Annotated in this window: 20 protein-coding genes; 1 reads left to right on the plus strand and 19 read right to left on the minus strand. The window is 70.9% G+C overall.

All coding sequences use genetic code 11. The features are described 5' to 3' along the window. Positions 1-254: 254 nt before the first annotated feature. Together tsf and rpsB are read right to left on the minus strand one after the other, a co-directional pair. Positions 255-1070, minus strand: a complete 816-nt coding sequence (tsf, locus tag QFW96_RS07760; RefSeq protein WP_281454867.1) for a translation elongation factor Ts — start codon at positions 1068-1070, stop codon at positions 255-257. A gap of 191 nt (positions 1071-1261) precedes the next feature. After that, positions 1262-2092, minus strand: coding sequence for a 30S ribosomal protein S2 (gene rpsB / locus QFW96_RS07765; protein ID WP_281454868.1), 831 nt, complete (start codon positions 2090-2092; stop codon positions 1262-1264). Between the two features lie 370 nt (positions 2093-2462). Between rpsB and QFW96_RS07770 the strand changes: the two genes are divergently transcribed. Next, the gene (locus tag QFW96_RS07770) at positions 2463-2969 is read left to right on the plus strand and encodes a M23 family metallopeptidase (protein ID WP_281454869.1); all 507 of its coding nucleotides are present in this window, start codon (positions 2463-2465) and stop codon (positions 2967-2969) included. 13 nt (positions 2970-2982) lie between these two features. Here QFW96_RS07770 and whiG read toward each other — a convergent pair whose 3' ends face one another. The 17 genes from whiG to ffh all read right to left on the minus strand — a co-directional run bounded on the left by whiG (position 2983) and on the right by ffh (position 18321). Beyond that, positions 2983-3933 (minus strand): RNA polymerase sigma factor WhiG, encoded by a 951-nt coding sequence (whiG, locus tag QFW96_RS07775; RefSeq protein ID WP_281454870.1) that lies wholly within the window; start codon positions 3931-3933, stop codon positions 2983-2985. Beyond that, positions 3908-4879 carry a tyrosine recombinase XerC gene (locus QFW96_RS07780; RefSeq protein WP_281455169.1) on the minus strand — a complete coding sequence of 324 codons (972 nt, stop codon included), beginning with the start codon at positions 4877-4879 and terminating at the stop codon, positions 3908-3910. The genes whiG and QFW96_RS07780 overlap by 26 nt, the downstream gene beginning before the upstream one ends. Positions 4880-5090: 211 nt before the next feature. Then, complete coding sequence (gene dprA / locus QFW96_RS07785) at positions 5091-6251, minus strand: DNA-processing protein DprA (RefSeq protein WP_281454871.1); 1161 nt, start codon at positions 6249-6251, stop codon at positions 5091-5093. Next, positions 6251-7762 carry a YifB family Mg chelatase-like AAA ATPase gene (locus tag QFW96_RS07790; protein ID WP_281454872.1) on the minus strand — a complete coding sequence of 504 codons (1512 nt, stop codon included), beginning with the start codon at positions 7760-7762 and terminating at the stop codon, positions 6251-6253. The genes dprA and QFW96_RS07790 overlap by 1 nt, the downstream gene beginning before the upstream one ends. Further along, positions 7763-8164, minus strand: coding sequence for a YraN family protein (locus QFW96_RS07795; RefSeq protein ID WP_281454873.1), 402 nt, complete (start codon positions 8162-8164; stop codon positions 7763-7765). It lies immediately after the preceding gene. Between the two features lie 297 nt (positions 8165-8461). Then, the gene (locus QFW96_RS07800; RefSeq protein WP_093413373.1) at positions 8462-8785 is read right to left on the minus strand and encodes a DUF2469 domain-containing protein; all 324 of its coding nucleotides are present in this window, start codon (positions 8783-8785) and stop codon (positions 8462-8464) included. A 33-nt stretch (positions 8786-8818) separates the two neighbouring features. Further along, positions 8819-9571, minus strand: a complete 753-nt coding sequence (locus QFW96_RS07805; protein WP_281454874.1) for a ribonuclease HII — start codon at positions 9569-9571, stop codon at positions 8819-8821. 7 nt (positions 9572-9578) lie between these two features. Next, positions 9579-10472, minus strand: coding sequence for a signal peptidase I (lepB, locus tag QFW96_RS07810; RefSeq protein WP_425524736.1), 894 nt, complete (start codon positions 10470-10472; stop codon positions 9579-9581). 240 nt (positions 10473-10712) lie between these two features. Continuing rightward, on the minus strand, positions 10713-11069 hold the full coding sequence (gene rplS / locus QFW96_RS07815; protein WP_093413378.1) for a 50S ribosomal protein L19: 357 nt from the start codon (positions 11067-11069) through the stop codon (positions 10713-10715). A 209-nt stretch (positions 11070-11278) separates the two neighbouring features. Next, positions 11279-12070 (minus strand): tRNA (guanosine(37)-N1)-methyltransferase TrmD, encoded by a 792-nt coding sequence (gene trmD, locus QFW96_RS07820; protein WP_281454876.1) that lies wholly within the window; start codon positions 12068-12070, stop codon positions 11279-11281. Between the two features lie 233 nt (positions 12071-12303). Further along, on the minus strand, positions 12304-12873 hold the full coding sequence (rimM, locus tag QFW96_RS07825; RefSeq protein ID WP_281454877.1) for a ribosome maturation factor RimM: 570 nt from the start codon (positions 12871-12873) through the stop codon (positions 12304-12306). A 5-nt stretch (positions 12874-12878) separates the two neighbouring features. After that, positions 12879-13118: an RNA-binding protein gene (locus tag QFW96_RS07830; protein ID WP_093413382.1), complete on the minus strand. Its 240-nt coding sequence runs from the start codon at positions 13116-13118 to the stop codon at positions 12879-12881. Next, on the minus strand, positions 13115-13612 hold the full coding sequence (gene rpsP / locus QFW96_RS07835) for a 30S ribosomal protein S16 (protein ID WP_281454878.1): 498 nt from the start codon (positions 13610-13612) through the stop codon (positions 13115-13117). Before rpsP ends, QFW96_RS07830 begins: the two co-directional genes overlap by 4 nt. Before the next feature lie 255 nt (positions 13613-13867). Continuing rightward, positions 13868-14677 carry a CPBP family intramembrane glutamic endopeptidase gene (locus QFW96_RS07840; RefSeq protein ID WP_281454879.1) on the minus strand — a complete coding sequence of 270 codons (810 nt, stop codon included), beginning with the start codon at positions 14675-14677 and terminating at the stop codon, positions 13868-13870. 118 nt (positions 14678-14795) lie between these two features. After that, the gene (locus tag QFW96_RS07845) at positions 14796-15554 is read right to left on the minus strand and encodes a CPBP family intramembrane glutamic endopeptidase (protein ID WP_281454880.1); all 759 of its coding nucleotides are present in this window, start codon (positions 15552-15554) and stop codon (positions 14796-14798) included. Between the two features lie 143 nt (positions 15555-15697). Continuing rightward, positions 15698-16768, minus strand: a complete 1071-nt coding sequence (locus tag QFW96_RS07850) for a metal-dependent hydrolase family protein (RefSeq protein ID WP_281454881.1) — start codon at positions 16766-16768, stop codon at positions 15698-15700. Then, positions 16765-18321, minus strand: a complete 1557-nt coding sequence (gene ffh / locus QFW96_RS07855) for a signal recognition particle protein (protein ID WP_281454882.1) — start codon at positions 18319-18321, stop codon at positions 16765-16767. Before ffh ends, QFW96_RS07850 begins: the two co-directional genes overlap by 4 nt.

Here is an 18321-nt window from a genome sequence, read left to right on the forward strand (position 1 = left end):
TGTGCACGTCATCAGGTGTTGTGCGGGTCGTGAACCGGATACCCGCCTCGTGAGCGACCGATACCCGTCGCGGCCCCGCCGAAGCGGGACCGCCGTGTCGTGAAGCGCCCGGAGGCGGCAAAAGTGGCCACCTCTGCAAAAGCGCCCCGCCTCCGGGCTGAAGGCGGGGCGCGGTGCCGTCTTGCACGGCCGCCGGGGCCGGGTGCGCCGGCCGGCCCGTCACCGGGCGCGGCCGGCCTCCGCCGCGGCGTGGATCAGGCCTGGCCGACCTCGAACCGGACGAATCCGGTCACGGTCACGCCGGCCTCGTCCAGCAGGGCCTTGACGGTCTTCTTGTTGTCCTGCACGGACGGCTGGTCCAGCAGGCAGTTCTCCTTGAAGAAGCCGTTGAGGCGACCCTCGATGATCTTCGGCAGGGCCTTCTCCGGCTTGCCCTCCTCCTTGGCGGTCTCCTCGGCGATCCGGCGCTCGTTGGCCTGGATGTCCTCGGGGACCTCGTCGCGGGAGAGGTAGGTGGGCTTGAGCGCGGCGACCTGCATCGCGGCGCCGCGGGCGGCCTCCGCGTCGTCACCGGTGTACTCGACCAGCACGCCGACCGCCGGGGGCAGGTCCGCGGAACGGCGGTGCAGGTAGGTGGCCACCTGACCGTCGAACTTCTTGACCCGACGCAGCTCCAGCTTCTCACCGATCTTGGCGGAGAGCTCCTGGATGACGTCGGCGACGGTCTTGTCGTCGAGCTTGGCAGCCAGCGCCGAGTCAACGTCGGTCGCGCCCGCGGCGGCCGCGGCGGCGACGACCTTGTTGGCCAGCTCGATGAACTCGTCGTTCTTGGCGACGAAGTCGGTCTCGCTGTTGATCTCGATCAGCACGCCGCCCTCGGCGACGACCAGGCCCTCGGCGGTCGCGCGCTCGGCGCGCTTGCCGACGTCCTTGGCACCCTTGATGCGCAGGCTCTCGACGGCCTTGTCGAAGTCGCCCTCGTTCTGCTCAAGAGCCTTCTTGCAGTCCATCATGCCGGCGCCGGTCAGCTCGCGAAGACGCTTGACGTCGGCCGCACTGAAGTTCGCCATCGTGCGTAGTCCGTCCCTGTTGATACGGAATTGGAAGATCTTTCCGAAATGTCGGACCCGACACCGCGCGATGCGCCGCGATCAGCGGCCGTGCTCTCGGCCCGGCGTGGGTCGGTTGCCAGTGTGACTGGCGGGCAGCCTGATCGCGCTGCGCACCCGCCGAAGGTTCAGCGGGTGCGCAGCGCGGGTGATCAGGACTGCGCGGGCTGCTGCTCGCCGCCCTCGGCAGCCTGGCCGGAACCGGCCAGGAGCTCCTTCTCCCACTCGGCCAGCGGCTCGCCACCGGCCGGCTTCTCCTCGCCGCTCTCGGCGGCGGGGGAGCCGTTGTTGCGGCCGGAGCGGGCCATCAGGCCCTCGGCAACACCGTCGGCGACCACGCGGGTCAGCAGCGCGGCGGAGCGGATCGCGTCGTCGTTGCCCGGGATCGGGTAGTCGACCTCGTCGGGGTCGCAGTTGGTGTCCAGGATCGCGACGACCGGGATACCGAGCTTGCGAGCCTCGCCGACGGCGATGTGCTCCTTCTTGGTGTCCACGATCCACACGGCGCTGGGCACCTTGGACATGTCGCGGATACCGCCGAGCGTCTTCTCCAGCTTGTCCTTCTCGCGGGTCAGCATCAAGATCTCCTTCTTGGTGCGACCCTCGAAGCCACCGGTCTGCTCCATGGTCTCGAGTTCCTTGAGACGCTGCAGACGCTTGTGGACGGTCTGGAAGTTCGTCAGCATGCCGCCCAGCCAGCGCTGGTTGACGTACGGCATGCCGACCCGCAGGGCCTGCTCGGCGATCGCTTCCTGCGCCTGCTTCTTGGTGCCGACGAACAGGATCGTGCCGCCGTGGGCGACGGTCTGCTTGATGAAGTCGAACGCACCATCGATGTAGGTCAGCGTCTGCTGCAGGTCGATGATGTAGATGCCGTTGCGCTCGGTGAAGATGTAGCGCTTCATCTTCGGGTTCCAGCGACGGGTCTGGTGCCCGAAGTGCACGCCGCTGTCGAGCAGCTGCTTCATGGTGACGACGGCCATGGCCTGTGTTCACCTCTTGAGTCGGGCGCATCCCGGTCCGGGGACGCGCGTTGGGTTGCCGCGACGAGCCGGGTGACTCGCCGCCCTGGTGCCCGGCCCGGCTCCCCCACCCGCCCTGGAAGGGGCGGGACCGCGAGGGACCCGGCTGGTCTGCCGCGGGGACCCCGGAACGATCCGGAGGACCTGCGCGGCGACGTACGCGCGGGCACGCGTAGTCGGTTCGTGCGCACACGAAACCGCGTGGACAGTGTACTGGACGCGCAACCCACCACCCGATCGCGCACCGGCAGTTGTCCACAGCCGCCCGGTTTGTCCACAGATTCGCCGTCGGTCCTGGTCATCGCCGACGCGCGCGGGTCAGGTTGGAGGCATGCGCATCCTGATCGCGATCCTGCTCGGCGCCGCCCTCGCCTGCTCCGCCGGACTGGCCGTCGCCGCCGCTCCTTCCGCGCCCCCGGAACCGTCCGGACCGGTGGCGCTCGGGTGGCCGCTGGAACCGCCGGAGGTCCTCCGGCCGTTCGACGAGCCCGGCTCCGCGTTCGGTCCGGGTCATCGCGGGGTCGATCTGGCCGGGCGGCCGGGGCAACCGGTGCTGGCCTCCGCCGACGGCGTCGTCGCGCACGCGGGGTGGCTGGTGGACCGCGGCGTGGTCTCCGTCGAGCACGCCGCGGGACTGCGCACCAGCTACGAGCCGCTCGCGCCGACCGTCTCCCCCGGCGACCGCGTCACGCGCGGGCAGGTGATCGGCCACCTCGAAGCCGGGCATCCCGGCTGCGCGGCACCGGCCTGCCTGCACTGGGGCGCGCGGGAGGGCGATCGGTACCGGGATCCGCTCGAACTCGTCGCCGGCTCCCGGGCGCGGCTGCTGCCCTGGTGACCCCTCCGGGCGATCAGACCTGCTCGGTGAGCTTGGTCCGCAGGCGCAGGACGGCGCGGGTGTGCAGCTGGCAGACCCGCGACTCGGTGACGCCCAGGACCCGGCCGATCTCGGCGAGGGTCAGGTTCTCGAAGTAGTAGAGGGTGACGACGACCCGGTCGCGCTCGCTGAGCCGCTCGACGGCCTCGGCGAGCTGGCGGCGGCTGTCGCGGTCGACCAGCGCGGCCACCGGGTCCTCGGCGCGGTCGTCGGGCAGCGTCTCGGCCAGGGAGGACTGCGCGTGCCCGGCGCCGATCAGGTCGTCCAGCGCGACGACGCTGGTCATCTGCAGCTGGGCGAACAACTCGCGCAGCTCCTCGATTGACAGCTCCAGCTCTTCGGCCAGCTCCGAGTCGGTCGCGGTGCGCTGCAGCTTCGCCTCCAGCCGCTCCAGCGCGCGCTCCACGTCGCGGGCGCGGCTGCGCACCGAGCGCGGCACCCAGTCCTGGGCGCGCAGGTCGTCGAGGATCGCGCCGCGGATGCGCTGCATCGCGTAGGTCTCGAACTTCAACCCGCGCTCGGGCTCGAACTTCTCGATCGCGTCGACCAGGCCGAAGATCCCGGACTGGATCAGGTCCGAAACCTCCACGTGCGACGGCAGACCGGTGCCCACCCGCCCGGCGACGTACTTCACCAGCGGCGCGTAGTGCAGCACCAGCCGGTCGCGCAGCTCCTGGGTGGGTCGTTCCCCGAACGCCTGCCACAGCGCGACGATGCCCGCCTCGACCTCGTCACCGCTGCGCTGGCCGCCTGCGTCCCACGCCGACTCGACGGTGGCCAGAGCCAGCGCACCGGGGAGCTTCGGTCGGTGGCCATTGGCCGCACCGCCGTGGTCGCGGGCGTTCACCGGTGCCGAGTTCGCACTCGCGGCCACCGTGTCGGCGCCGCCCCCGGCATGGTCAGGAACGGGGGTGGGTTCGGTCATGGATCGCCTTCAGCCGTTCAACGGTCACGTGGGTGTAAAGCTGGGTCGTTGCGAGCGTAGCGTGACCAAGCAACTCCTGAACGCTACGGAGGTCTGCCCCACCTTCCAACAAATGGGTCGCAGCCGAGTGCCGAAGTCCGTGCGGCCCGAGATCGGGCGCGCCACCGACCGCGCCGACGGCGTCGTGCACGGTACGGCGCACTGCCCTGGGATCGAGCCGTCCACCCCGGACTCCCAGGAACAACGCGGTGTTCGACGGTTCCCGCAGCAGTTTAGGCCTTCCGTCGCGGAGCCATCGATCGAGTGCCGCATCGGCGGGTACACCGAACGGCACAACCCGCTCCTTGTCCCCTTTACCGATCACGCGCAGGACCCGTCGTTCGCGATCCACATCACCGACGTCCAACCCGCACAGCTCGGCGACCCGAACACCGGTGGCGTACAGGACCTCCACGACCGCGTGATCACGGAGAGCGACCGGATCGCCCTGCTCGGCGCCGGACGCCGAGGCGCTCATCGCCTCGCCCGCCTGGTCGGCGCGCAGCACCGGCGGCAACCTGCGCGGACGCGACGGCACCGCCAATCGCGGACCGGGGTCGGCGGGCAGCAGCCCGGCCTTGAACGCCCAGGCCGTGAAGGCCCGCGCCGACGCCGTCCGGCGAGCCAGCGTGGATCTGCTGACGCCCGCGCCGTGCTGCGCGGACAGCCATTCCCGCAGCACCGACAGGTCGAGGCCGCTCAGGCCCGCGTCACCCGCGACCTCGGCCACGCGGGCCAGCAGCGAGACGACGTCGGCCACGTAGCCGCGCACGGTGTGGACGGACAGACCGCGCTCGGCGGAGAGGTGCCGCTCGAAGGAGTCCACAGCGGAGCCCAGTTGTTCGGGCAGCCCGGCCCGGACCTCGCCGAGGTCGGGCCGACTGGCTCGCGGGCGTCCAGCGGTCATACCTCGACGCTCGTCGCAATCGATTCTCCGGTCAAGCATCGCCACGCGAATTCCGCTGTTTCCGAAGTCACGTTGCGAAATGATGCCATTACATGTTGTCACGAAATGCGCTGGGCACGACGACCGTCCATGCTGGAACTCGCTGATCGGAGTCGGTTCTCCCTTCCATTCCCCGGAATCCCTTTCATCGAGCTTTCATCCGTCTTTCTCTTCACCTCTTTGTCGCAGTCCACCCGCTTTCCGTTCGTCGCGCGAAGCCGTCGAGTTCCAGTTCGGGCAGCACCGCGCGCACCCGGCCGAGCCGCAGCCCGCAGTCGCGGGCCAGTTCCTCGTCGCTCGCCGAGTCCATTCCGGTCATCGCGTCGAGCACCCGCCGCGCGTCCGGGTGCAGCCGGTCCGTGGCGCGCGAGCACCCCTCCCGCTCCTCGGCCGGCCGCACGCCCAGCGGGCTGAGCAGCTCCACGATCTCCTCGGTGCGCGTGACCAGCACCGCCTGCCCGGACCGCACCATGCCGTGGCAGCCCACCGAGTTCTGCGAGGTCACCGGCCCCGGCACCGCCAGCAGCGGTCTCCCCAGCAGGTCCGCGGTGTTGGCCGTGTTCGCCGCGCCGCTGCGCGCCCCCGCCTCCACCACCACGGTGGCCTGGCCCATCGCGGCGATCAACCGGTTGCGCACCAGGAACCGGTGTTTGCGCGGCGGCGTTCCCGGCGGGTACTCGCTGACCACCGCGCCCTGATCGGCGATCGCGCGCAGCAGCCTGCCGTGCCCGGCCGGGTAGTCCAGGTCGGCGCCGCAGGCCAGGAACGCCACCGTGCGCCCGCCCGCCGACAGCGCGCCGCGATGCGCCGCCCCGTCGATGCCGTAGGCGGCCCCGGAGATCACCGCGAACCCAGCCTGCGACAGCCCGTGCCCGAACTCGGCGGCCACGTGCTCGCCGTACCCGGACGCCGCGCGGGCGCCCACGACCGCCACCGCCCGCTCGGCGAGCTCGGAGAGCTCGACCCGGCCTCGCACCCACAGCGCCAGCGGCTCGGCCATGTCCGGCAGCTCCACCTCCCGCGCCCCGGCGAGCTCGGCGAACGCCTCCTGCGGCCAGCCAGGGCCCTCCGGGACCAGCAGCCGCAACCCGGCCTCCTCCCCGGCCCGCAGCACACGCTCACCGGAGAGCTCACCGCGCCGCGACTCCACCTCCGCCAGCACCTGCGCGGGCGCCCGCTCGCGCAGGATCGCGTCCACGGCACCGCGCGCCCCGCGCTCGGCGACGAACCCGGCCAGCGCCTGCGCCGGTGGCTCGGCCACCGCCGACAGGAACGCCCTCGCGCGCAGCAGTTCCTGCCGGGTCTTCTCGCCCAGCGACGCCCACCTGCCCATCAGGCCGCCCTCCTGTCCCGGAACTCCAGCGCGGCGGCGACGTGGTCGGCCGCCGGCCGCGGACTGCCGTCGAGGTCGGCCAGCGTCCAGGCCACCCGCAGGCAGCGGTCGGCGCCGCGCGCGGTGATCGCCCCCGCTTCCAGACCTCGTTCCAGCAGGGCCGTGGTCTCCTCCGGCAGCGCGAACTCCTTGCGCAGCACCGGACCCGGCACCTCGGTGTTGGTCTGCCAGCCGTGGTCGGCCCACCGCTCGCGCGCCACCTCCCGCGCCCGCTCGACCCGCTCGCGGACCACCGCCGTGCTCTCCGGCTCGGCACCGACCGCGGTGCTCATCGCCGAGATCGGCCGGGTGCGCACCCGCAGGTCCACCCGGTCCAGCAGCGGACCGGACAGCTTGCCCAGGTAGCGCCGCCGCTGCTGCGGAGCGCACTGGCAGTCCAGCTCGCGCGCGGGCGCGCACGGGCACGGGTTGGTCGCCAGCACCAGCTGGAAGCGCGCCGGGTAGCGCAGCGTGCCGTCGCGGCGGGCCAGCCTGATCTCGCCCTCCTCCAGCGCCGTGCGCAACGCCTCCAGCCGCTTCGGCCCCAGCTCGCAGGCCTCGTCGAGCAGGAGGATGCCCCGGTGCGCGCGGCTGACCGCGCCTGGGCGGGCCAGGCCGGTCCCGCCGCCGATCAGCGCCGGGATCGACAGCGACGGGTGCGGGGCGACGAACGGTGGTCGGCGGACCAGGAACTCGGTGGACTCGTCCCCCAGCGAGCGCAGAGCCGTGACCTCCAGCGACTCCGCTCTCGTCAGCTCCGGCAGCAGCCCGCACAGCCGCTTGGCCAGCATCGTCTTGCCCGTCCCGGGCGGCCCCACCATGAGCAGGTGGTGCCCGCCGGCGGCGGCGACCTCCAGCGCCCACCGGGCCTCCGGCTGGCCGAGCACGTCGGCCAGGTCCGGCACCTCCTCTACCCGTGCCTCGGTCGGCGGCGGCGCGTCCTCGCGCAGGTCGGCGAGCTCGCGCAGCCAGGCGATCACCTCCCGCAGGTGGTCGGCGCCGAGGATCTCGATGCCGTCCACCAGGTGCGCCTCGGCCAGGCCCTCGACCGGCACCACCGCGCGCCGCACGCCGTAGCGGCGCGCCGCCAGCAGCGCGGGCAGCAGCCCGCACACCCGGCGCAGCCGTCCGTCCAGGGCGAGCTCGCCGAACAGGACCGTGCCCTGCAACCGGTGCGCGGGGACCTGCTCGCTGGCCGCCAGGACCGCGCACGCCAGCGCCAGGTCGTAGGTCGTGCCGCCCTTGGGCAGCGCGGCCGGGGACAGCGCGAGCGTGATGACCCGGTCCACGGGCCAGTCCTCCCGGCAGTTCTGGATCGCCGCCGCGACCCGGTTCTTGGCCTCCTTCAACGCGTTGTCCGGCAGGCCGATGAGCTGCACCGAGGGCAGCCCCGAGCGCACGTCGGCCTCGATCTCCACCAGCACGCCGTCGACCCCGAACAGCGCGATCGCCCACGTCTTGCGCAGCGCCACTCAGAACACCCCCTCCAGGTGCTCGACGCGCGCGGGCTCGCCCGGTGGCCACAGCACCGACACGACGTCGAAGCGCACCCGGCAACCGACCAGGTCGCGCTCGGCCAGCCAGGCTCGCGCCACGCTGCGGACGCGGGCAACCTTGTCCGGTCCGATCGCGCCCAGCGGGCCGCCGTAGTCCATCCCCGATCGGGCCTTGACCTCGCAGAACACCACCAGGTCGCCGTCGGTGGCGACGATGTCGAGCTCGCCGCGCGGACAGCTCCAGTTGCGGTCGAGCACGGTCAGCCCGGTGCTCTCCAGCAGCTCGGCGGCGATCCGCTCGCCGACCCTGCCCAGCTCGTGCCTGCGCCCGCCCACCAGGTGGTCGGACAGCGGCGCGGTGATCTTGTCGGTGCGCACGAGAACCTCCCCCGGATTCGACACGACTCCCGATCCCGGCGGCCGAAAGGAGTTCGGCACCAACGATTCCGGGAACGGGATGAGCACCACGCTGCCCACCAGGACCCGAAATGCCAAGCAGATTTCCGAATCTGTGGATGAATTCGTCTGCTGTGGACAAACACCACTCACACCTACGTGTGGTGGATTTCGTGTATCCGGGTATTCGTTCATCGAATCCGATCGCGCTGCGCGCACGAAAAAGCCCGGGCGGCCGAATTCGACCGCCCGGGCATCACATCTCGTGATCCTCGTTCGTCAGGAACCGAAGGGACCGTTCTCCGGCAACCGGAGGTCCGGCTTGTCGAGCTCCTCGACGTTGACGTCCTTGAAGGTGATCACCCGGACGTTCTTGACGAACCGAGCCGGGCGGTACATGTCCCAGACCCAGGCGTCGGACATCGACACCTCGAAGTAGACCTCCGAGTCGGAGTTGCGCACCTGCACGTCGACGACGTTGGCCAGGTAGAAGCGCCGTTCGGTCTCCACGACGTAGGTGAACTGACCGACGATGTCGCGGTACTCCTTGTAGAGCTGCAGCTCCATCTCGGTCTCGTACTTTTCGAGATCCTCGGCGCTCATCGGTGTGCGAGCCCTTCTGCGTTTCCGGTCGGACTACAAGGCCACATTGTCCACCACATCCCCCTCCGAGGCATCGAACAGACCGGGCTTGCTGGTCACAGCGCGCGGCGAGCGCATCCCGTGCCGCGTCGCGGCGGCCACGACGTTGGCGTAGGACCAGCGGTGCTGGACCGACGGACCGTGCTCGGTCAACCGCGCCGAGTGCAGCGGCGTGCTGTAGCCCTTGTGCACGTCGAAGGCGTACTCGGGGAATCGTTCGTGCAGCTCACCGGCCATCAGCCGGTCCCGGGTGACCTTCGCCAGCACCGACGCCGCCGCCACGCAGGCCGCCACCAGGTCGCCCTTGACGACCGCGACGCTCGGCGTCGCCAGGCCCTGCACCTTGAAACCGTCGGTGAGCACGTAGCCGGGGTGCTCGGTCAGCTGCGCCACCGAGCGGCGCATGCCCTCCAGGTTGGCCACGTGGATGCCCAGCGCGTCGACGTCCTCGGCCGGGATGACCACCGTCGACCAGCTCAGCGCGCGGGCGGTGATGCGGTCGTGGAGCCGATCCCGATCGGCCTCGCTGAGCACCTTGGAGTCGGTCAGACCGTCGAACCGCTTCCCGTCGCCCGGCTTGAGCACGCACGCGGCCACCACCAGCGGCCCGGCGCACGCGCCGCGCCCCGCCTCGTCGACGCCGGCGACCGGGCCCAGCCCCCGGCGGTCCAGGGCGCTCTGCAGCGCCCAGTTGCCGCTGCTGCGCCGGATCACCGACCGGGGTGGCCGGAACTCCGTCACCGTCACTTCGATGTCACTCCGAGTGCCGTCGCTTGCTCGCTGCACCGAGAAGCCTACGACCTGCCCAGACCGCGGGGAACGCCGCGGCGAAGCCCACGCCCAGCGGCAGCCCGTGCTGCCAGGCGGGCGCGCCCAGCGCCTGCGACTGCGGGTTGGGCTCCGGGATGCTCTGCCAGCGGGTCGGCGGCAGCACGATGACCTGCGCCTTGCCGATCACGTTGTCCACCGGGACGGCGCCGTTGGTGCCGCCGCCGCCCTGCACGCGGGAGTCGGCGGAGTCGTTGCGGTTGTCACCCATCACCCACAGGTGCCCCGGGGGCACCGTGACCGGCGCGAACTCGTCCTGGCCGACCCCGCGACCCGGCTCCCAGTAGACGTAGGGCTCGGTGAGCGGCTTGCCGTCGACCAGCACCCGGTTCTGCGCGTCGCAGCACTCGACGGTCTGGCCGCCGGTGGCGATGACGCGCTTGACGAAGTCCTTCTCGTCCGGGGCGCCGAAGCCCAGCAGCGAGGCCGCGCCCTGGAAGAAGCCGGCGACCGGGTTGGTGGACTCCTGGGCGGTGAACTCGTTCTGCACCCACGGCTGCGGGCCGCGGAAGACCACCACGTCGCCGGGTTCGGGGTCGGAGAACCGGTAGGAGACCTTGTCGACCAGCACCCGGTCGTTGCTGCACCCGGTGCAGCCGTGCAGGGTCTGCTCCATCGACTGCGACGGGATCACGTACACCCGGGCGAGGAACGCCTGGATGAGCACGGTGAGCACCAGGGCGGTCACGATCAGGATGGGCAACTCCACCCAGAAGGAAGACTTCTTCTTCCCCTTCGGCTTCCGGTTCTGAGCCGCTTCGCCGGGAGCACCCTCACGGTGCTCCGAGTCGTGGGGCTCTTCCGCTGATCCGCTGCGCATGACGTCGGCCACCCGGCCAGGCTACTCGAACCGCCTGCGGGCCCGTCGCGCTGCCCCGGCGCGGCGGGACGGAAAACCCGCCCGGTTACGACCCGATGACGTGCTCTTTTCCGCTTGATCCCGTTCCACCGGCACCTCCCGCATCCGTTGGGCCTGCATTGATCACCCGAAGGTGGAACAGCAGGAGGGCCCGAGCGCTGATCGCGCCCGGGCCCTCCGGTACTGCTCGTCTCGCGTCGATCAGGACGCAGCGGTCTCCCGCTTCTCCTTGATCTTCGCCGCCTTGCCGCGCCGGTCGCGCAGGTAGTACAGCTTCGCCCGCCGGACATCGCCGCGCGAGACGACCTCGATCTGCGCGATGTTCGGGGTGTGCACCGGGAAAGTCCGCTCCACACCGACACCGAAGGAAACCTTGCGCACGGTGAAGGTCTCCCGGATGCCATCGCCCTGGCGGCGGATGACTGCGCCCTGGAAGACCTGAGTCCGCTCGCGCGAACCCTCGATGACGCGGACGTGAACCTTCAGCGTGTCACCGGGCCGGAAGGCCGGGATGTCGGAACGCAGCGACTGGGCGTCCAACGCGTCCAGGGTGTTCATCGGTGGTCCGTCCTCATCCGTGTCGAAGGCACCCGTGTTCTCACATGTCGATGACCCGACCTGGAAGGTGGGCACCGCCCGACACGGGGTGAACTTGCTCTTTGCGCATGTCGAACCAGGTGGCTCGACTGCATCAACCTGTCCAGTGTGCCAGATCCGCATCTCGGCGCCTGATCCGGCCCCCAGCAGAGGGTCTCTGGAGAGGGCCGTCAGCGCGACGCGTCCCCGGTCTCACCGGAACCGCCGGAAGCTTCCGACTCCCGCAGTTTATCGAGCTGTTTCCGGTCGGCTTTATCCAGGTCCCCCTCCGGCAGCGCCGCGAGGAGCTCCGGCCGCCGGTGGAAGGTGCGCTCCAGCGCCTGATCGCGCCGCCAGCGGTCGATCGCCGCGTGGTTGCCGGAGCGCAGCACGTCCGGCACCGGCCGGCCGCGCCACACCTCGGGACGCGTGTAGCAGGGGCCTTCCAGCAGCCCGTCGGAGAAGGAGTCCTGCTCGGCCGACAGCGGGTTGCCCAGCACCCCGGGCAGCAGCCGCACCACGGCCTCGATCATGGTCAGCGCCGCGACCTCACCGCCGACCAGCACGTAGTCGCCGATCGAGACCTCCTCGACCGGCATCCTGGCCGCGGCGTCGTCGATGACCCGCTGGTCGATGCCCTCGTAGCGGCCGCAGGCGAACACCAGCCACGGGTCCTTCGACCAGCGCACCGCGGTCTTCTGGTCGAACGGGCGGCCCGCCGGGGTCGGCACGACCAGCCGGGGCGTGGCCTCCTGGGGACTGCAGACCTCGTCGAGGGCCTCGCCCCAGACGTCGGGCTTCATCACCATGCCCGGGCCGCCGCCGTAGGGGCTGTCGTCGACCGCGCGGTGCACGTCGTGGGTCCAGTCGCGCAGGTCGTGCACGCCCACCGAGATGCGCTCGCGCTCGATGGCCTTGCCCAGCAGCGCTTCCCGCAGCGGGTTCAGGTAGTCGGGGAAGATCGTGATGACGTCGATGCGCATGAGATGGCCTCGTCTGGAAGTGCCCGAAGACGTGTGTCCGGCGGTGGACCTTGCAAGCGGCGGAGCCGCTTTCTCCTCCACCACCCCAGCAGCTCGCACCGCCGCGGGTTCTGAGGTGGTTCTCCTGCGAGGACGCCGCGACGCCGTGCGGCCACACATCAGGAGTGGCGCCCGGAGCAGGAGGGCCGCCTCAGGTTCCGCAACCTGCGCCGCCCCGCAAGGCGACCACAACCTTATGCCTGGTCCAGCAGGCCTTCGGGCGGGTCCAGAACGACCCTGCCGTTGTCGAGGTCGACCTCGGGGACGATGGCGGAGACGAAGGGGACCAGGGCCTCCCGCTCGCCCTTGTCGGCCTCGGGATCGGGGATGGCGATCGCGAGGAGCTCGCCGGCGGGCGAGTGCAGCACGTCGCGCACCACGCCCACCTCGTCACCGGAGACCAGCTGCGCGCGCAGCCCGATCAGCTCGGTGTCGTGGAACTCGTCGGGGTCCTCGGGGGACTCGGCCTCGTCGGAGGACACCGTGAGCAGGGCGCCGCGCAGCTCCTCGGCGGCGTCGCGACCGTCCACGCCCTCCGCGCGCACCAGCAGCCGCCCGGCGTGGTGCCGGGCGGCTGTCACGGTGAGGCTCTGCGCGCTGGACTTCCTGCCTTGACCGGATCGGCGCTTCAGCCCGAGCACCGATCCGGGAACGAACCGCAGCTCCGGGCTGTCGGTGAGCACCTCGACGACGAGCTCGCCCCGCACGCCGTGCGGCCGCACCACGCGCCCCACTGCGAGGGCCTCCGGCTGGAGTTCGTTCATGCCGGTCAGCGGTCGGTGTCGACCACGTCGACCCGGATGCCGCGACCACCGATACCGGTCATCACGGTCCGCAGCGCGGTGGCGGTGCGCCCGCCCCGGCCGATGACCTTGCCCAGGTCATCCGGGTTGACGTGCACCTCGAGGGTGCGACCGCGCCGGGTCGTCAGCAGCTGGACGCGGACATCGTCGGGGTTGTCGACGATGCCGCGCACCAGGTGTTCAAGCGCGTCCGAGAGGACCGTCACGCCTGACCGTCCTCGGACTTCTGCTCGTCGGCCTTCTCCTCGGCCTTGGCCTCGTCAGCCTTGGCGTCGTCGGCCTTGGCGTCGTCGGCCTTGGCCTCGGACTTCTTGCCACCCTTCTTCTTCGGGGTGGTGGCCTCGACGGTGGGCTCCTCGCCGGCGGCGGCCAGGGCCTCCTCGAACAGCTCCTGCTTGGACTTCTTGGCCTCGGCGACCTTGAGGGTGCCCTCGGCGCCCGGCAGGCCCTTGTACTTCTGCCAGTCGCCGGTGATCTCCAGGATGTTGCGCACCGGCTCGGTCGGCTGCGCGCCGACACCCAGCCAGTACTGCGCCCGCTCCGAGTCGACGATGATGCCGCTCGGGTTCTCCTTCGGGTGGTACTGGCCGATCGTCTCGATGACCCGGCCGTTGCGACGGGTGCGGGCGTCCGCGATGACGATGCGGTAGTGCGGCTCCCGGATCTTGCCGATCCGCGCGAGCTTGATCTTCACAGCCACGGGTGCTGGTGCTCCTCAGACTCTCATTGATGCTCCGGTGAGCCATGCGCCAACGCGTGGGGCAGCGATCCGCAGGACTCCAGGTCAAATCGCCGGACGAGGAGTGAGAGGGACTCCTCGCAGCGAACAGCAACCCATTCTGCCAGACAGTTTTCCTCGATGACGACGGGGTCGGCTGCTCAGCGGTGCGGGTGGGGGAACCTCAGACGTCCTCCGGGTCCGGAGAAAGCGGCCGCCGCTTGCCTGACGATCGACTCAGGTCGGCATCAGGCCCAGGGACACCAGCAGCAGGCCCAGGGCGGGCAGGAAGTTGTTGACCTGGTGGGCGATCACGCTGGCGGTGAGGCGGCCGGTGACCATGCGGGCCACGCCGATCGGGATGGTGATCACCAGCAGCAGCCAGGTGCGGGCCGGCTCCAGGTGACCGATCGCGAACACCGCCGTGCTCAGCACGAACACGTTGAGCTGGCTCCAGCCCAGCCGCTCCATCGCACCCCACAGCAGGCCGCGGTAGAGCAGCTCCTCGCACAGCGGTGCGATCAGCCAGATGTGCAGGAACACCAGCACCGCCACCACCGGCGGCAACCGGACGCCGTCCAGGACGCTGCTGACCGTCGAGGTCTGACCGGGATCGGCCCACTGCGTCCACAGCATCGTGGCGATCGTGGTGGTGACCAGCCCGACACCGCCGATGGCCAGCCCGATCCGCACGTCCGACCATCGCCACTGCAACCCGAAGTCCAGCATCGGGCCGTTGCCCCGCACCACCGTGATGAGCACCGCGAGCCCGCCGGCCAGCACGGTCGGCAGCACCAGCATCAGCACGATCGACCAGACCCCGGGCGCGCCGAAGGCCGCGGCCAGCACCACCGAGGTCAGCACGAACACGGCCTCGGCCAGGAAGAACGCGCCCAGCCCCCAGCGGTGCGTGCGAACCGGCGGCACGGCCACCCAGGTGCGGCCCGCGGGTTCCCCCGCGACGTCGGATTCTTGCGTTGAGTGCACGAGCGCCTCCGTGATGCCGAGCAGCGGGTCGACGACCCGCGTGACGATGTCGGCGGACACCGGCGGAGCCGTCAGGCTATACCGGTCCCCCGCCCCACCACGATCAACACGAGGTGCGGCGGAGTGTTCATCGGGCCACAGCCGTTCCTCCGGCAGCAGCGATCCATCGGGTGGCGTTTCATCTCGCGACGGCGAACAGCAGCAGGGCGGGCAGGAAGTTGTTGGTGGCGTGGGCGACCATGCTCGCCGAGACCCGTCCGGTGATCATCCGGGCCATGCCGATGGCCAGGCCTCCCACGAACAGCACCGGCGTGCGCCAGACCTCCTGGTGGATCAGCGCGAAGATCACCGAGGTCAGGACGAGGATCACCACGCGCGGGATCCGGTAGTGCTCCAGCGCTCCCCACAGGGCGCCGCGCATCAGCAGCTCCTCGGTCAGCGGGGCGCCGAGGAACGCGAACAGGGCGAACAGGAACAGCCAGACCGTCCGGTCGCCCTGCATGAGCCGGGCCAGGTCCGTCTCCGGTGGCGGGCCGGAGACCGCGATGATCACCAACGTCACCGTCCACGACCCGACCAGCGCGCAGAGCCCGCAGATCAGGCCGATCTTGAGGTCGCGGCGGCGCGGCAGGATGCCGAAGTCGGCGCGCAGGCCGTGCCCACGCCACCAGGAGAAGACCGCCGGGACGAGTCCGAGCAGGACGTTCGGGGCGAACGCGAGCAGCAGCAGCGGACCGGTGTTGGGCGGCTGCGACGGGTCGAATCCGCCGTGGGGGTGGGGGCGCAGGGCGCCGAGGACGACCACGGCCAGGTAGTAGCCGCCGTAGCCGACGAAGAAGGCCGCGAAACCCCAGGCCAGCGAACCGCGTCTGGCCGCCTCCAGCTGCGCCTCCCAGAACGGGGGGTGCGCGTCGACGGCGTCGTCCACCCGGCGCATCGGCTGAAGGTAAGGATCCCGCTTCTCCCCCACAAGACGCTCCCCTCGACCCTTCAACCCTAAGGGGTCGCACAGGCCGACGCCGCTTTCACCGACGAGCGGTGAAAACGATTGCGAGAGCCGTTTTCAGCCTGTTCGAAGGGCTAGAAGACCCTGCCACCCAGCAGGATCCGCTCGGGGGCTCGCAGGACGTCGAGGTCCTTGCGGGGGTCGGCCTGGTAGCAGACCAGGTCGGCGACGGCGCCGTGCTCGACGCTCGACCAGCCCAGCCACTCGCGCGCGCCCCAGGAGGCGGCGGCCAGCGCCTGCTCGACCGACATGCCCACCCGGTGCAGCGCGGCGACCTCGTCGGCCAGCACACCGTGCGGGACGCCGCCGCCCGCGTCGGTGCCCGCGTAGACCGGGATGCCCGCCTCGATGGCCTTGCCGACCGTGCGGTCGGCGCGCTCGTAGAGGTCGGTCATGTGGGTGGCGTAGTCCGGGTACTTCGTCGCGGCGGCCGCGAAGCCCGGGAAGTTCTCCACGTTGACCAGGGTCGGGACCAGCGCGGTGCCGCGGGCGGCCATCAGTTCGACGGTCTCGTCGGTCAGGCCGGTGCCGTGCTCGATGCAGTCGATGCCCGCGTTGATCAGGCCCGGCAGCGCGTCCTCGCCGAACACGTGGGCGGTGACGCGGGCGCCGAGCCGGTGCGCGGTGTCGATGGCCTCGGCCAGCACCTCGTCGCTCCACAGCGGCGCGAGGTCCCCCACCGAGCGGTCGATCCAGTCTCCGACGAGCTTGATCCAGCCGTCGCCGTAGGCCGCCTGCTCGGCGACCGCGGCGGGCAGGTCCTGCTCGTCGTCGAGGTCGTCGGACAGCTTCGGGATGTAGCGCTTGGGCCGGGCCAGGTGCTTGCCCGCGCGGATGATGCGCGGCAGGTCGTCGCGCTGCTGCAGCGGCCGGGTGTCGATCGGCGCGCCGCAGTCGCGGATGAGCAGGGTGCCGGCGTCGCGGTCGGTCTCGGCCTGGGTGACGGCCTCGTCGAGCTCGACCGGGCCCTGCGTGCCGATGCCGACGTGGCAGTGCGCGTCGACCAGGCCGGGCAGCACGTAGCCGCCGTCGAAGACGGTCTCAGCTCCGGCGACCGGCTCCAGGGAGATCCGGCCGTCGGCGATCCAGAGGTCCCGCTGCGCGCCGTCGGGCAGCACGGTGGCGCGCAGGTGCAGCGCCGTCACTGGTCCTTCTTGCCGAAGTTGAGCTTGGACGGGTCGAAGCCGGGCGGCAGCTGGTTCGCCGTCGGGTCCAGTTTGGACAGGTCCGGGCCCGCGCCCATGCCGGGCATGCCGCCCGGGGGCAGGCCGGGGAAGCCGCCGGGCATGCCCTTCATGCCCTTCGGCGGGGTCGGGCCGCCCTTGCCCTTCTTCCCCTTCTTCCCCTTCTTGCCCTTGCGGTTCTTGGAACCGCCGCCTCCGCCGCCGAAGCCGCCGAACTGGCCGGCCATCCGCTGCATCATCTTGCGGGCCTCGAAGAACCGGTTGACCAGGTCGTTGATGTCGCCGACGGTCACACCCGAACCGCGCGCGATGCGCTGGCGGCGGGAAGCGTTGATGATCTTCGGGTCGGCGCGCTCGGCGGGGGTCATGCCGCGGATGATCGCCTGGATGCGGTCGAGCTGCTTCTCGTCGAAGTTGGCCAGCTGGTCCTTCATCTGGCCCGCGCCCGGCAGCATGCCCAGCAGGTTCTGCAGCGGACCCATCCGCCGCACCGCCTGCATCTGCTCCAGGAAGTCCTCCAGGGTCAGCTGGCCGGTGCCCAGCTTCTCCGCGGCCTTCTCGGCCTGCTCCTGGTCGAAGGCCTGCTCGGCCTGCTCGATCAGGGTCAGCACGTCGCCCATGCCCAGGATCCGGTTCGCCATCCGGTCCGGGTGGAAGACGTCGAAGTCCTCCAGCTTCTCGCCGCTGGAGGCGAACATGATCGGCTGGCCGGTGACCTCGCGGACCGACAGCGCGGCACCACCGCGGGCGTCGCCGTCGAGCTTGGTCAGCACCACGCCGGAGAAGCCGACGCCGTCGCGGAAGGCCTCGGCGGTGGTCACCGCGTCCTGACCGATCATCGCGTCCAGGACGAACAGGATCTCGTCCGGCGAGACCGCGTCCCGGATGTCGGCGGCCTGCTTCATCATCTCCTCGTCGACGCCCAGCCGGCCGGCGGTGTCGACGATGACGATGTCGTGCTGCGCGCGCTTGGCCTCGTCGATGCTGTCGCGGGAGACCTGCACCGGGTCGCCGACGCCGTTGCCCGGCTCGGGCGCGAACACCGGGACCCCGGCGCGCTCACCGACGACCTGCAGCTGGTTGACGGCGTTGGGGCGCTGCAGGTCGCAGGCCACCAGCATCGGCGTGTGCCCCTGGCCGGAGAGCCACTTGGCGAGCTTGCCCGCCAGCGTCGTCTTACCGGCACCCTGCAGACCCGCGAGCATGATCACCGTCGGCGGGTTCTTGGCCAGCTCGATCCGCCGGGTCTCCCCGCCGAGGACGGTGACCAGTTCCTCGTTGACGATCTTGACGACCTGCTGGGCCGGGTTCAGCGCCTGCGAGACCTCGGCACCCTTGGCCCGCTCCTTGACACCCTTGATGAACCCGCGCACGACGGGGAGCGCCACGTCCGCTTCGAGCAGGGCGATGCGGATCTCCCGCGCGGTGGCGTCGATGTCGGCTTCGGACAGCCGCCCCTTGCCGCGCAGGTTCGTCAGGACCGAGGTGAGCCGGTCGGAGAGAGTGTCGAACAC

The organism is Saccharopolyspora ipomoeae (assembly GCF_029952525.1).
Classification (GTDB): Bacteria; Actinomycetota; Actinomycetes; order Mycobacteriales; family Pseudonocardiaceae; genus Saccharopolyspora; species Saccharopolyspora ipomoeae.